Below are 14,549 nucleotides of genomic sequence, written 5' to 3'. Positions count from 1 at the left end.
GGCTGGCATGCAGTTCAGCGCGCGCTTCGACCGCTTGGCGCAGAATTCACCCACTCCCGCGCCAATCCGTGACACAAACCACACACAAGGGCCCCGGAGCGTGTAACTTTGATCACAGAGTTAAACGTGTCTAACTGGAAGGACCAACCTACCGTGAGCGAGTCCAAGACCTTGGATAACCTGTCGAACGAAACCCGGTCATTCGCACCGAGCAAGGAATTCAGCGACAACGCCGTTGCCACCCAGGCCCGCTATGACGCCGCGGCGGCCGACCGGTTGGGCTACTGGGCCGACCAGGCGCGGCAGGTCCTCACCTGGGACACGGACTTCACCGAAACCCTGGACTGGTCCGAAGCGCCGGTCGCCAAGTGGTTTGTCGGCGGCAAGGTCAACGCGGCCTACAACGCGCTGGACCGCCACGTCGAGAACGGCCTAGGCGACCGCGTGGCCATCTACTTCGAGGGCGAGCCGGGCGACACCCGCACCTACACCTACGCGCAGCTGACCGACGAGGTTAAGAAGGCCGCGAACGCCTTCGAGTCCCTGGGCATCGAAAAGGGCGACCGCGTGGCCGTCTACCTGCCGATGATCCCGGAAGCGGTCATCACCATGCTGGCCTGCGCCCGCATCGGTGCCATCCACTCGGTGGTCTTCGGCGGCTTCTCCGCCGACGCGCTGCGCAGCCGCATCGACGACGCGGACGCCAAGCTCGTGGTCACCGCCGACGGCACCTGGCGCCGCGGCAAGCCGAGCCCGCTGAAGCCGGCGGTCGACGAGGCGCTGTCCGCCCCTGGCCACACCGTGCAGAACGTTGTGGTCGTCAAGCGCAACGGCGAGCCCACCGAGTTCGGCTCGCTGGATTCGTGGTGGCACGATGTGGTGGATTCTGCCAGCACCGAGCACACCGCCGTGGGCCACGATTCCGAGCACCCGCTGTTCGTGCTGTACACCTCCGGCACCACCGGCAAGCCCAAGGGCATCGTGCACACCACCGGCGGCTTCCTCACCCAGACCGCCGTCACCCACCGCGACACCTTCGACCTGCATCCGGAGTCGGACGTCTACTGGTGCACCGCCGACATCGGCTGGGTCACCGGCCACTCCTACGTCACCTACGCGCCGCTGGTCAACGGCGGCACCCAGGTCATCTACGAAGGCACCCCGGACACCCCGCACCAGGGCCGCTGGTGGGAGATCGTGCAGAAGTACGGCGTGAGCATCCTGTACACCGCCCCGACCGCCATCCGCACCTTCATGAAGTGGGGCCGGCAGATCCCGGACGGCTACGACCTGTCCTCCCTGCGGGTGCTCGGCTCCGTGGGCGAACCGATCAACCCGGAAGCCTGGATGTGGTACCGCGACGTGATCGGCTCCAACAACGGCGCCAACGGCGAGAAGAAGGACAACCCGACCCCGATCGTCGACACCTGGTGGCAGACCGAAACCGGCGCCCACATGATCGCGCCGCTGCCGGGCGTCACCAAGACCAAGCCGGGCTCCGCCCAGGTCGCCGTGCCGGGCATCAGCATCGACGTGGTCGATGAGGCCGGCAACTCGGTCGCCGACGGCGAGGGCGGCTTCCTGGTCATCCGCGACCCGTGGCCTGCGATGCTGCGCGGCATCTGGGGCGACATGGACCGCTACAAGGACACCTACTGGTCCCGCTTCGAGAACATGTACTTCGCCGGCGACGGCGCGAAGAAGGACGACGATGGGGATATCTGGCTGCTGGGCCGCGTGGACGACGTCATGAACGTCTCGGGGCACCGCCTGTCCACCACCGAGATCGAGTCCTCCCTGGTCGCCCACCCGTACGTGGCCGAGGCCGCCGTGGTCGGTGCGAAGGACGAGACCACCGGCGAGGCAGTTGTCGCGTTCGTGATCCTGCAGGCCGAACCGGCCGAGGGCGAGGATGTCGTGGCGACCCTGCGCAACCACGTGGGCAAGGACATCGGGCCGATCGCCAAGCCGAAGCACGTGCTGGTGGTCCCCGAGCTGCCGAAGACCCGCTCGGGCAAGATCATGCGCCGCCTGCTCAAGGACGTGGCCGAGGGCCGCGAGGTCGGCGACGCCACCACGCTGGCAGACAACACCGTCATGTCACAGATCGCGCAGTCGATGAAGAAATAGCCGCCACGCGGCGCACCAGGCCGCCGTCCGGACGTGCTTCCCAGTAGGAGGAGCTCATCCGGGCGGCGGCCTGTGTCGTGCCCCGCGTCGGCAGGCTCTAGCGCGCGGACTCTAGGCGTCCAGCGACACCAACCGAGGACGTGGAGCTGTGGCCCTCGACCACCACGTGGACCGTCTCCAGGTCAGTGAACTTCTGGTGCGTCGCGTCGATGACTTCCTCGGCGATGAATTCGAGGTCTCCGGGAGCGCCGGTGAAGATCTGCGGGTCGGAGGCTACTGCCTGCTCCATGGTGATGCGCAGCTGCCCGGGCGCGGTCGAGTCGAAGGATTCAATATAGTAATACGGCCAGGTCATGGCATCGGGGCACCCTGCCCCCGCGGACTCCAGCCACGACGCGGCCACCCGATTGGCCCACTGCTGCCGCGCTCCCCCGGACTCGGCGGGATTCCAGGCGACGCAGTTCTTGTCCCAGGTCGCTTCCGAGCGCCCCATGTCCAGAGCGATCTGGCGCGCGTTCTCGACCTGCGCCGGAGTGGTCGCCTTGGCAGTGGGGAGTTCCAGGGGCACGATGGGGCCCTGGACGATCGGGGTGCCGGCGTTGGCTTCGGCGGTGAGCTCCGCATCATTTGTCAGGAAGTCAGGGTCGACGTGGTTCACCGCCAGAATCGCGAGAACCCCGGCCAGGAACGCGCCGACCGAAATGTTGCCGACAATGCGCTTGGCGTTCCTGTTCACACGAACCTCCCGGTGATTCCCTGTTTTCCTCCATCGAATATACCCAGTGGAAACAGGTTCCGGTATTCCGGACGGCCAGGTGACGGCAGGGACGCGACGGGTTCTTCGCCTAGGGATTAGTTCGTCATGGAACGTCGACGGGGTGCGTGGCTGTACTAGATTGACTTCATGACTGAAAACGCCTCACGCACCATCCTGCTGCTCAATGGACCCAACCTGAATCTGCTGGGCACCCGCGAACCCGAGATCTACGGCCGCGAGACGCTGGCCGATGTCGAGGCCCTGGCCCGCAGCACGGCGCAGTCCCTGGGCTTCGAGCTCACCGCGGTGCAGTCAAACCACGAGGGCGTGCTGCTGGACGCCATCCACGAGGCGCGCACCACCGCTGCGGGAATCGTGATCAACCCAGGGGCCTTCACCCATACCTCGATTGCGCTGGCTGATGCCATCAGCGGCGTGGAACTGCCTGCCATCGAGGTGCATATCTCGAACGTGCACAAGCGAGAGGCGTTCCGCCACCACTCGTATATCTCCCCCGTGGCCAGCTCCATCATCATCGGCGCCGGGGTCAACGGCTACCGCCTGGCCGTGGAGCAGATGGCCCACCTGCTGGGCAAGTAGCGCGGCAGGGCACGTGGGCGGTTGCCGCCACGGGCGCTAGTCGCTGATGCAGGCGCCGGTCTTGATCGAGGTGGTCCTATGCCCGCCGGCGTTCAGCGCCTCGCGCATTTCCGCCAGGCTCAGGGCGAAGCCCACCTCGTCGTCGCTGCGCGACTTGGCGAAGATCAGCCCCACGGCGTCGCCGGACTCATCCAGCAGCGGGCCGCCGGAGTTGCCCTGGGCCACCTCGGCGGTGAGCTGGTAGACCGACAGCTGCGAGGGGTCTTCGCCATAGATGTTCGCGATGGACACGGTGGCCTTGGAAGCGACCACGGCGCCGCGCACCTGCTGCGGGCCGCCGGCGGGATACCCGACGAATGCCGCTGAATTCCCGCGGACCATGTCCTCGGTGGCCAGGTCGATCGGCTCGGCGGCAAGCCCCTCCACGTAAAGCAGCGCGATATCCGCCTCCGGGTCGAAGTACACCACCTTGCCGCGGTTCAGCTGGCCCTTGCCGGTTTCCACGGTGGCGGCGCTCAAGCCGGCGACCACGTGGGCGTTGGTCATCACCAGGTCGTCGTCGATGACGAAGCCGGACCCGGTCAGGTTCACGCCGCATTCAACCGCGGTGCCCGAGATCTTGGCCACGGACTTCGCCGAGGCCAGCTGCAGGTCGTTGGGCTTCCAATCGGTGTCCTCGACCGGCGCGACCGGCGGGGCGAAGGGCTCGATCAGCGCGGGAATTGTCTGGGCCATCACTGCGGAACGGGCAGTGGAAATGGCGGAGGTGACAAAGTCCGGGGTCAGGCCGCGGATCGTTTCGATCATCTTCGACTTGGCGATTTCGGCGGACAGACGCGGAATACCCATGCTGGAGGCGGAGAAGGCCAGTGCGCCGATGATGGTGGCGGTAATCAGGATCGAGAGCGCGCCACCGGCCAGCCGGTCCGCGGCACGCAGGAAATCGACGTTCATCCAATGGCGGATCTTGGTGGCGATGAAACGGCCCAGGGCCTGCCCCATGATGATCAGCACCGCGGCGGTGGCGACCATCAGGCCCACCCTCCACCACGGGTTGCTGGCCAGCGTCGAAACCAGCGGAATGGCGAAGAAGGCTGCCACGCCGCCGACGACCAGTCCGAGCATGTCCCCGACCGTCAGGAGGAAGCCGCGGCGGAGCCCGATAATGAAAAAGGTCAGCAGAACAACGCAAATGACCGCGTCCAGCCAGCCGAAAACTTCGAGCACCGAGACTCCACTTCATTCATCCAAACGGTATTAATCCAAGGTACCCTTAGAAGCTGATGGATTTCTGCGAGCATATTCGCGAGTTTTGTTCGAAACTGCGTGATTTTCAACATTTTCTTGGGTAAACCACGTGTGGAAACTGTCACATTGTTACCGAATACGGCACAATGAAGTAAGCGCCTACTACTGTTGACAGGAGATTTAATGGATATCGAGGTACTGCGTCGTGCGCCACTTTTCGCGTCGCTCGGTGATGAAGTATTCGCCACGCTAACCGAAGAACTGACCGAGGTCGATCTGTCCCGTGGTGCATCGGTGTTCCGTGAAGGCGATCAGGGCGACCGCCTCTACTTCATCGTCTCGGGCAAGATTAAGCTTGGCCGCACTTCGTCGGACGGACGCGAAAACCTGATTGCCGTTCTCGGCCCAGGCGAGCTGTTCGGCGAAATGGCTCTTTTCGATCCACACCCACGCAACGCAACGGCGACCGCTGTGTCGGAAACCCGACTGGCCGGTCTGAGCCACGAGAACATGCGCAAGGCGATCCTGAACTCTCCTGAGGTTTCGATCCAGCTGCTGCAGGCTCTGGCTGCCCGCCTGCGTCGCACCAACGAGTCCCTCGCCGACCTGGTGTTCTCCGACGTTCCTGGCCGTGTGGCCAAGGCCCTGTTGGATCTGGCTGACCGCTTCGGTCGCCCGGCCACCGACGGCATCCTGGTCGCTCACGAGCTGACCCAGGAAGAGCTGGCACAGCTTGTCGGCGCCTCGCGCGAAACCGTGAACAAGGCCCTGGCCGAGTTCGTGCAGCGCGGATGGCTGCGTCTGGAAGCACGCGCCGTCGTGATTCTGGATATCCAGCGTCTGCGCCAGCGTTCGCGCTAAGCCGCACCAGCGAAAACAGCGAGGGCCGAATACCTGTGACAGGTATTCGGCCCTCGCTGTTTTCGCACCGGCTCACAACCGCCGGCTCAGTGGCCGGCCGTGGCCTGCCACGAGCTGGCCGAGTCGGCCTTCTGCGTTCCGATGACCTCAAGATAGTAGGTGCCGTCGCGCACCAGAAGATCAGGATGCTGCAGGTCGAAGGAGCGCACCCGGGACAGGTAGGCCACCACGCCATTGGCATCGGTCATTCGTTCGAGCATGATTTCCACCGCCGGGTAGGTGATCTGCGACAGGCTCATGCCGACGGTGTTCGGCTGGCCGACCATGTCCCCCAGCGTGCTGCTGTTGCGTTTGGCCACTACCTGGCTGGCAACGCACCAGCGCCCCCATTTGCCCTTGCCGCGCAGCAGCGTCGGCTCCTGCCGCAACGGGACGGTCGCGGCGAAGTACCAGGTGTCGAAGCGCCTGAATGCGAAGTTCGGGCTGAGCCAATGGGCCACCGGGCGCAGCAGGTCGGTGCGCAGCCCCAGCCCGCGTCGTTTGAGGAATTCATCGAAGCCCAAGTCCTGACCCGCAATCGTTTCCCGGGCGGTCATCCATTCCTCGGGATCACTCATTTCCACCACCGACTGCTCGTCGGTGCCGGCCAACAGGATGCCGGTTTCCTCGAAAAGTTCTCGAATGGCGCAGACGATATGCGCCTGCACCAGTTGCTGGTCCAGCACGTCCATGCGCTTGGACCACTGCGACAAGCTCGGGCCGAACCACTTGTAGGCGGCCCTATCGCTGGCTTCGTGGCTGCCTCCGGGGAATGCCACGTTGCCAAGGGGGGATCCCCCGGGCCGGTAGGTCAGATAGGTCTCCACCCCCTGGGAGGTGTCGCGCACCAGGCTCACCGAGGAGGCCTTGCGGGCGGCGCGCGGGGTGCGCGTGCCGAAGGCGAACCAGTTTTCCGCCGCGGAGACTTCATGCGGCGGCACGTCGAAGAGCCGTCGCACCACGCCGTGGCGCGGTCCCGACGGGAATGCCCGCCGGGACCGCGCTACGGAATCGCGTCGTGGACTACTCAAATTCCGCGATGACCTCAACCTCAACCGGAGCATCCAACGGCAGGACTGCCACGCCGACAGCCGAACGGGCATGCAGGCCTGCGTCGCCGAGCACCTCGCCGAAGAACTCGGAGGCACCGTTGATGACGCCCGGCTGGCCGGTGAACTCAGGTGCCGAGGCCACGAAGCCGACAACCTTCACGATGCGTTTGATGCGATCCAGATCACCGATTTCGGCCTTGATGGCCGCCAACGCGTTCAACGCCGCAGTCTGGGCCATGGCCTTGGCAGTCTCGGCGGAGACCTCTGCGCCGACCTTTCCCACGGCTGAGAGTTCACCATTAATCAGCGGCAACTGGCCTGAGGTGTAAACGTAGTTGCCGGTGGTGACGGCAGGCAGGTAGGCGGCGACCGGCTTGGCGACGGCGGGAAGGGTGAGTCCAAGCTCGGACAGGCGAGCTTCGACACGCGAGGAAGTGGCTTCTTGCATGGGGTTTTACTCCTTTTTTCGAGGTTTGGTTATTACTGCTTCGGGCGCTTGAGGTAAGCCACCGGAGAGGTGCCGTTAGGGCCTGGAACAACGGTTACCAGTTCCCATCCGTCGTCTCCCCACTGGTCGAGAATCTGCTTCGTCGCGTGGATCAGCAGAGGTAATGTGGCGTATTCCCATTTAGTCATACTCGATACGTTAGCGTGTCCTTGTAAACTAGTGGGTATGGCAGCTAAGAAGTCACCCTTTTTTGATACAGCTACCACTCTGGGCAAAATCGTCGCATTCTTCGGAATCAGTGCTCTGTGTGGTGTGCTCGCCGCCGGCATGATTGTGCCCGTGGCAGCTATCGCAAAATCCGGCTTGACCACCGGTAACAACATTGTGAGCGCGCTTCCGAGCTCGTTCGAGGCACTCCCGATTTCGGAGCCTTCGACGATCGTGGATGCCGAGGGCAAGGAAATCGCGAAGTTCTACGAGCAGAACCGCCAGCCGGTGAAACTTGATGACATTTCGCCCTTCATGCGCAAGGCAATCGTCTCGGTGGAGGACGAACGTTTCTACGAGCACAAGGGCATCGACCCGCAGGGCATCGCCCGTGCAGTGGTCGGCAACCTCACGGGTTCCTCGCGCTCGGGTGCTTCGACCCTGACCCAGCAGTACGTGAACAACCTGCTGGTGAACAACCAGGAACTGACAGGTTCCGAGGAAAGCACCATCAGCGGCCAGAAGGACTACGCGGACAAGATCCGCGAGCTGAAGTACGCCGTGTCCATCGAGAAGGAAATGTCCAAGGACGAGATCCTCGAGGGCTACCTGAATCTGGTGCTGTTCTCGGGCCGCGAGTATGGGGTGCAGGCTGCCGCACAGTACTTCTACTCCGTTGACGCCAAGGACCTGAACCTCCAGCAGTCGGCAATGCTCGCCGGCATGGTGCAGCTGCCCAACGTCTACAACCCGATCAACAATCCGGAGCGTTCGCTGGATCGCCGCAACAAGGTGCTGGGCAATATGCTGCGCGCCGGCGCGATCACCAAGGCCGAATACGACAAGGCCGTCAAGAGCGATCTGGAGCTGGATCCGAGCCGCTCCCCTTCGGGCTGCATCGCCGCGGCTGACAACGCCTACTTCTGCGACTACGTCACCAACTTGATCCTCACCGACGACGCCTACGGCGAGACCAAGCAGGACCGCGAAAACCTGCTGTACCGCGGCGGTTTGACCATCAAGACCACGCTGAACAGCAAGCTGAACAAGAAGGCTGCCAAGGACGCACGCAAGGCCATCGATCCGAAGGCCAAGTCGAACAAGGACGTTTTCTCCTCGATCGTTTCGGTTGAGCCGGGAACCGGCAACATCCTGACCATGGCGCAGAACACCACGTACGACCCATCCGGCGGCTTGGGAAACACCGTGATCAACTTCGCCGTGGAACGTTCGCTCGGCGGCGCCGGCGGCTTCCAGGGCGGTTCCACCATGAAGCCTTACACCACGCTCGCGTGGCTCAAGGAAGGCCACAACATGTGGGACACGATCAATGCCCGCAAGCAGACTTTCCCTGTTGGTTACAAGTTCAAGGCATCCTGCCTTCCCGGAGGAACCACCACCGTCGGCGCCCCGTGGGAACCTAAGAACGCTTCGCGTGGCTTCTACCGCTCGATGAAGGTCGACTACGGCCTGTACTGGTCGATCAACTCCGCGACCGTGCAGGAAGCTGCCAAGCTCGACCTGTGCAACATCACCGACTACATCAACGCGCTGGGTGTGAAAGCCCAGGACGCGGGCGAGAACGGCACCCCGGCCGACTTCACCCCGTCCAACCCGTCGTTCATCATCGGTTCCGAGAAGATCACCCCGCTGAGCCAGGCCGCAGCCTTCGCGGCATTCGCCAACAAGGGCGAGTTCTGCGAACCGCGTGCACTGACCTCGGTCACCGACCGCGACGGCAACTCGTACAAGGTCAAGAAGACCACCTGCAGCCAAGCCGTTGAGGAGCAGCACGTCAGCGACCTGAACGGCACCCTTTCGCGGATCGCCAAGACCCGTGTGGCCAAGGGAAGCATCGACGTCCCGATCGCCGGCAAGACCGGTACGAACAACGGCGCGACCTCCACCTGGTTCGTCGGCTACACCAGCGGCATTTCCACCGCTTCGTGGGTCGGCCGACTGAAGGGCCAGGGCGAGGACCGCGAGGAAAACTTGATGCACGGCGCCATGATCAACGACCAGCGTGCACCATCCATGGTTGACTCCTCGACCTATGCCGCACCGCTGTGGCTGGACTTCATGCAGGAAGCCGTTTACGACTACCCGCACGAATCCCTCGGCTCGGCACGCAAGGCCCCGGTTGTGAAGAAGAAGGAGCCTGCCGAGGATTCCACGGAAGACTCGAAGTCTGATTCGAAGGAAGACTCGAAGTCCGATTCCAAGAAGGAATCGAGCTCGGAGTCGAAGTCGGATGAAAAGGAATCCAAGAAGGAGTCCAAGTCGGAGTCCAAGGAATCCAAGTCCGATTCCGAGAAAGAATCAAAATCTGATGACTAGCTTGTAGCTGAGAAGGCCGCGTTCAACTTTGGTTGAACGCGGCCCTTCGGTTTAGATTGGCTTATTGAAGGCTTTGTGGAAAGCCGTATTGAAAGGACGATGACGGACAGGTCATGGCGGAACAGAAAAACTTTGCATCGGCATTGGGCCATGCTGCCGGCACCGCGGCCCTGCTGGCCGCCGGAGCGCTGGCTGCAGGCGGAGCCCTCATCGGTTACGGCATGTACGAGACCCAGAAGTTCGGGGTCCGCCGCGAGACCTTGAAGGTGCTCCCCCGAGGCTCCGCCGACATCCGCATCCTGCATCTGTCCGACATCCACATGATTCCTGGACAGCACCTGAAGACCCGATGGATCCGGAACCTTGCCAGGCTGAACCCCGATTACATCATCAACACCGGCGACAACCTCAGCCACCTGGACGGCGTGCCCGACCTGCTGCACGCGCTGGAGCCGCTGATGCATGTGCCCGGCGCCTTCGTTCCAGGCTCCAACTGCTATTTCGCTCCCCGGCCGAAGAACCCGCTGCGCTACCTGATCCGGCACACCGGCACCCCGAACCCTTCGGAACGCGACGCGTTGCCCTTCGAGAAGATGCACCGGGCTTTCGGAGCGGCCGGATGGATCAACATGTCCAACCAGGCCTACTCGACCGTGCTGAAGGGCATCCGTCTGGACCTGACCGGCGTGGACGACCCGCACATCGCGCGCGACCATTTCGCCGGCTGGACCCGCGGCTCCTCCACCAGCAACGAGGCGCCGCATGTTCGCATCGCCCTGACCCACGCCCCGTACCAGCGGGTCTTGGACCAGTTCACCGCGGCAAACGCCGACGTCATCTTCGCCGGCCACACCCATGGCGGCCAGGTCTGCATCCCGGGCTATGGGGCTCTGGTGTCCAACTGCGACCTGCCGACCTGGCGCGCCCGCGGCCTGACCTACTGGGAGCACGCAGGCAATAGCGTGCCGTTGAATGTCTCGGCCGGCCTGGGGCATTCCCGCTTCGCCCCGATCCGCATCGCCTGCCCGCCGGAAGCCGTGCTGGTAACGCTGACCGCCCGAGACTGACCTCCTCTAATCCTGATGGCTTCGTGCCTGCCGCATTGTTGCGCGACAGGCGCGAAGCCATTTTTTCGTCCTATGTGAAACATTCACTTCTCAATCCCGTGAATGATTGAATTCTCCCAACTAGTGACTGTAGTCTGTAGCTCTGTCGAAAATCTGGGTGAATGCGGGGAATCGTGGCGCAGGGCAAGAACGGTGGAACCGCCGAGGTCGTTCCGCTGTCAAAAACATTGAAAAGACTCGCACCCTTCGTCAAACCGGTACTGCCCCGGCTCGTCGGCGGATTCTTTTGCGCGCTGGGCGCGGGTATCGTGGCGCTGGCCATTCCGCAGGTCCTGGCCAAGCTGGTCAACGACGTCCTCGCGGTCGACGGCGCCTCCGGGCAGGTCTGGTTTGCCGTCGGCATCATCACCCTGCTCGGCTTCGTCGAAGCGCTGCTGATCTTCCTGCGCCGCCAGTTCGTGCTCAACCCCGCCGCAGGCGTTGAAATGAACATGCGTGTGGGCTTCTACCAGCACCTGCAGCGCCTGCCGGTCGCCTTCCACGAACGCTGGGGCTCCGGGCAGCTGCTCTCGCGCAGCATGTCGGACCTGTCGCTGCTGCGCCGCTGGATCGCCTTCGGCGCCATGATGCTGATCGTGGACACCGTCACCGTGATCACCGGCCTGGTGCTGATGTTCACCCACTCCTGGATCCTTGGCCTGCTGTTCCTGCTCGGTTCCATCCCGATCGCCATCAAGGCCTACCGCTTCCGCAACGACTTCCGCGCCGCCAGCAGGCTCAGCCAGGACCAGGCCGGCGACCTGGCCACCGCCGTGGAGGAATCCGTGCACGGCATCCGCGTGATCAAGGCCTTCGGCCGCGGGGGCGACATCTACGAGGGATTCAACGAGCAGGCCAAGTCGCTGCAGGAAACCGAGCTGTCCAAAGCCAGGACGCTGGCCAGCTTCCTGCTCACCGTGGTCGCCATCCCGGAAACCATTCTCGGCATCGGGCTGATCATCGGCATCGCCCAGGTGGCCGCCGGCACGCTGAGCGTGGGCTCGCTGGTCGCCTTCTTTGCCATCGCCGCGGTCATCGCCATTCCGGTGGAAGCCATGGGCATGCTGCTGGGCATGACGCTGAGCACCAAAACGGCCCTGGAACGTCATTTCGAGGTCATGGATTCGGTCAACGACATCAATTCCCCTGAAGCGCCGGTGCGGCCGGCGCAATACTCCGGTGCGGTGCAGCTGGAGCACGTCCGCTTCGCCTACCCAGACGACGCGGGCCGCGCCCGTCCGATTCTGGCGGAGATCAACCTCGAGATCCGCCCCGGGGAAACCATGGCGCTGGTGGGCATCACCGGCTCGGGCAAGTCCACGCTGCTGAACCTTGTCCCCCGGCTGCGCGACGCGACCGCCGGCACGGTGAAAGTGCACGGGGTCGACGTGCGCGACTGGGACCTTGACGAGCTGCGTACCGAGGTCGCGGTGGCCTTCGAGGACACCACGCTGTTCTCCACCACCATCCGGGACAACGTGCTCATGGGCGCGCCCGGCGACCTGACGGCCGAACAGCGCGAAGCGCTGCTGGCCGAAGCCCTGGATGTCGCGCAGGCGCAGTTCGCCTACCAGCTGGCCGACGGGGTGGACACGCTGATCGGCGAGGAGGGCCTGTCCCTTTCCGGCGGGCAGCGCCAGCGCATCGCCCTGGCCCGCGCCATCGCGGCCCGCCCGCGGGTGCTGGTACTCGACGACCCGCTCTCGGCGCTGGATGTACGCACCGAGGAAGCTGTCACCGCACGGCTGCGCAGCGTCCTGTCCGGAACCACCACGCTGGTGGTGGCGCACCGTCCCTCCACCGTGATGCTGGCCGACCGCGTGGCGCTGCTGCGCGACGGGCGCATCGACGCGGTGGGAAGCCACGCGAACCTGCTGAGCACCAACGAACACTACCGCTACGTCATCGCCAGCCTGGACGAGAACAAGCCCGAGATCCGATCGGAGGTCGTCCGATGAGCAGGCCCCTGGGCGTCGCCAACGAAGACGCCGTCAAGCTCACGGGCGCCGAGCGCAAGGACGTGCGCCGGCGTTCCTTCCGCCTGCTCGCCACGCTGGCGCTGCCGCAGAAGAAGCTATTCATCCTGACCATCGTGCTGGTGCTGTTCACCAATGCGGCCCGCGTGCTGCTGCCGGTGCTCATCGCGCTGGCCATCGACTGGACGCTACCGCAGGTGCGCCAGGGCAACTGGGCCTCGCTGGGGGTCACCGGCGGGGCCTATATCCTCTGCGCCATCCTGGCCGGCGTGCTGCTGTCCTGGTACATCAAGTGCGCCGCGAGGATCTCCCAGGCCATGCTGCTGGACCTGCGCCAGAAGGTCTTCCGCCACACCCAGCGCCTGAGCCTGGAATTCCACGAGAGCTACACCTCAGGGCGCATCATCTCCCGCCAGACCTCCGACCTGGAGACCCTGCGCGAGCTGCTGGACCAGGGTGTCTCCGAGCTGGCCTCCTCCTGCGTGTTCATCATCTTCACGCTGATCTCCATCTTCGCGCTGGACTGGCGCTCGGGCGTGGTGGTCTGCATCGCGGCGGTGCCGGTGGCCATCCTGTTCCACTGGTACCAGAGCCGCTCCGAGGTGCTCTACCGCGAATCCCGCGTGGTCTCCGCCAAGGTGATCTCCACCTTCGTGGAAACCATGACCGGCATCCGCGCGGTCAAGGCCTTCCGCCGCGAACGCGCCAACGACGCGAACTACGCGGATATCGCCGGGGCGTACCGGGACAACAACGTGCGTTCCTTCAACCTCTTCGGCGTGCTGCAGCCGGGGCTGGTGCTGATCGGCAACCTGACGGTTGCCGCGCTGCTTGCCTATGGAGGATTCCGCATCATCGACGGAACCTTGGCCGTGGGCGTCTTGGTCGCGATCCTGCTGGCCGCCAAGCGCGTCTTCCAGCCCATGGACGAGATCGCCATGTTCTACTCCTCGCTGCAGTCCGCCACCGCGGCTCTGGAGAAGGTCTCCGGCCTGCTCGAAGAGGAGCCCACGGTTCGCGAGCCGCGCTCCCCTCGCAGCATCGAACGCGTCCGCGGCGAACTGGTCTTCCGGGACGCGGTGTTCGGCTACGGCGACGGGCCGGTGGTCATGGACCGCTTCGATCTGGCGATCGAAGCCGGGCAGACCGTGGCAGTGGTCGGACAGACCGGTGCCGGCAAGTCGACGCTGGCCAAGCTGATCGCCCGCTTCTACGACTTGCGCTCCGGCAGCCTGGAGCTGGATTCGGTGCCGATCAGCGAGCTGTCCAACGAGGAGCTGCGCCGGCATGTGGTGATGGTGACCCAGGAGGCGTTCTTGTTCTCCGGCACCGTGGCTGAGAACATCGCGCTGGGGCGTCCGGGCGCTTCGCTGGAGGAAATCCACGACGCGGCGCGGGCCGTGGGAGCGCACGAGTTCATCCTGGACCTGCCCGACGGCTACGACACCGACGTGAACAAGCGCGGCGGCCGCGTCTCGGCCGGACAGCGGCAGCTGCTCTCCTTCGCCCGGGCGTTCCTGGCCGACCCGGCGGTGCTGATCCTCGACGAGGCCACCAGCTCGCTGGACATCCCCTCCGAACGCGCGGTGCAGCATGGTCTGCAGACCCTGCTGGGCAACCGCACGGCGCTGATCATCGCCCACCGGCTGTCCACCGTGCAGATCGCCGACCGGGTGCTGGTGGTGCACGACGGAAAGATCGTGGAGGACGGCAGCCCGGAGGAACTGATCGCCGCCGAGGGCCGCTTCGCGGTCCTGCACAAGGCCTGGCTGGACTCGCTGGTATAGC

At 64.4% G+C, this 14,549-nt stretch carries 11 protein-coding genes; 7 read left to right on the top strand and 4 right to left on the bottom strand.

The features are described 5' to 3' along the window. Window positions 1-153 precede the first annotated feature (153 nt). Window positions 154-2,130, top strand: coding sequence for an acetate--CoA ligase (gene acs, locus ATC04_RS05125; RefSeq protein WP_152666881.1), 1,977 nt, complete (start codon window positions 154-156; stop codon window positions 2,128-2,130). A 97-nt stretch (window positions 2,131-2,227) separates the two neighbouring features. Here the strand turns inward: acs and ATC04_RS05120 are convergent, their stop codons facing one another. Next, window positions 2,228-2,866 (bottom strand): hypothetical protein, encoded by a 639-nt coding sequence (locus ATC04_RS05120; RefSeq protein WP_047119843.1) that lies wholly within the window; start codon window positions 2,864-2,866, stop codon window positions 2,228-2,230. 168 nt (window positions 2,867-3,034) lie between these two features. Between ATC04_RS05120 and aroQ the strand changes: the two genes are divergently transcribed. After that, entirely contained in the window at window positions 3,035-3,487 is a 453-nt protein-coding gene (gene aroQ / locus ATC04_RS05115) for a type II 3-dehydroquinate dehydratase (RefSeq protein ID WP_047119844.1), read from the top strand. A 36-nt stretch (window positions 3,488-3,523) separates the two neighbouring features. Here the strand turns inward: aroQ and ATC04_RS05110 are convergent, their stop codons facing one another. Continuing rightward, window positions 3,524-4,714 carry a MarP family serine protease gene (locus ATC04_RS05110; RefSeq protein ID WP_047119845.1) on the bottom strand — a complete coding sequence of 397 codons (1,191 nt, stop codon included), beginning with the start codon at window positions 4,712-4,714 and terminating at the stop codon, window positions 3,524-3,526. A 204-nt stretch (window positions 4,715-4,918) separates the two neighbouring features. Between ATC04_RS05110 and ATC04_RS05105 the strand changes: the two genes are divergently transcribed. Continuing rightward, a complete protein-coding gene (locus ATC04_RS05105) occupies window positions 4,919-5,596 on the top strand; it encodes a Crp/Fnr family transcriptional regulator (protein ID WP_047119846.1) in 678 nt (225 codons plus the stop codon). Between the two features lie 86 nt (window positions 5,597-5,682). Here ATC04_RS05105 and ATC04_RS05100 read toward each other — a convergent pair whose 3' ends face one another. After that, window positions 5,683-6,597 (bottom strand): NUDIX hydrolase, encoded by a 915-nt coding sequence (locus tag ATC04_RS05100; protein WP_047119847.1) that lies wholly within the window; start codon window positions 6,595-6,597, stop codon window positions 5,683-5,685. Between the two features lie 61 nt (window positions 6,598-6,658). Then, complete coding sequence (locus ATC04_RS05095; protein WP_047119848.1) at window positions 6,659-7,135, bottom strand: RidA family protein; 477 nt, start codon at window positions 7,133-7,135, stop codon at window positions 6,659-6,661. Between the two features lie 339 nt (window positions 7,136-7,474). Between ATC04_RS05095 and ATC04_RS05090 the strand changes: the two genes are divergently transcribed. From ATC04_RS05090 to ATC04_RS05075, 4 genes are all read left to right on the top strand, one after another. After that, window positions 7,475-9,679 carry a transglycosylase domain-containing protein gene (locus ATC04_RS05090; protein ID WP_231735913.1) on the top strand — a complete coding sequence of 735 codons (2,205 nt, stop codon included), beginning with the start codon at window positions 7,475-7,477 and terminating at the stop codon, window positions 9,677-9,679. A gap of 113 nt (window positions 9,680-9,792) precedes the next feature. Next, the gene (locus ATC04_RS05085) at window positions 9,793-10,746 is read left to right on the top strand and encodes a metallophosphoesterase (protein WP_047119850.1); all 954 of its coding nucleotides are present in this window, start codon (window positions 9,793-9,795) and stop codon (window positions 10,744-10,746) included. 173 nt (window positions 10,747-10,919) lie between these two features. After that, entirely contained in the window at window positions 10,920-12,743 is a 1,824-nt protein-coding gene (locus ATC04_RS05080; protein ID WP_231735912.1) for an ABC transporter ATP-binding protein, read from the top strand. Continuing rightward, window positions 12,740-14,548 (top strand): ABC transporter ATP-binding protein, encoded by a 1,809-nt coding sequence (locus tag ATC04_RS05075; protein WP_047119852.1) that lies wholly within the window; start codon window positions 12,740-12,742, stop codon window positions 14,546-14,548. Before ATC04_RS05080 ends, ATC04_RS05075 begins: the two co-directional genes overlap by 4 nt. The last annotated feature ends 1 nt before the right edge of the window (window position 14,549 follow it).

The organism is Arthrobacter sp. YC-RL1, assembly GCF_001454985.1.
GTDB classification, from domain to species: domain Bacteria; phylum Actinomycetota; class Actinomycetes; order Actinomycetales; family Micrococcaceae; genus Glutamicibacter; species Glutamicibacter soli.
Note: the sequence above shows the minus strand (reverse complement) of the source record. Positions and strands in the feature narration are given on the sequence as shown.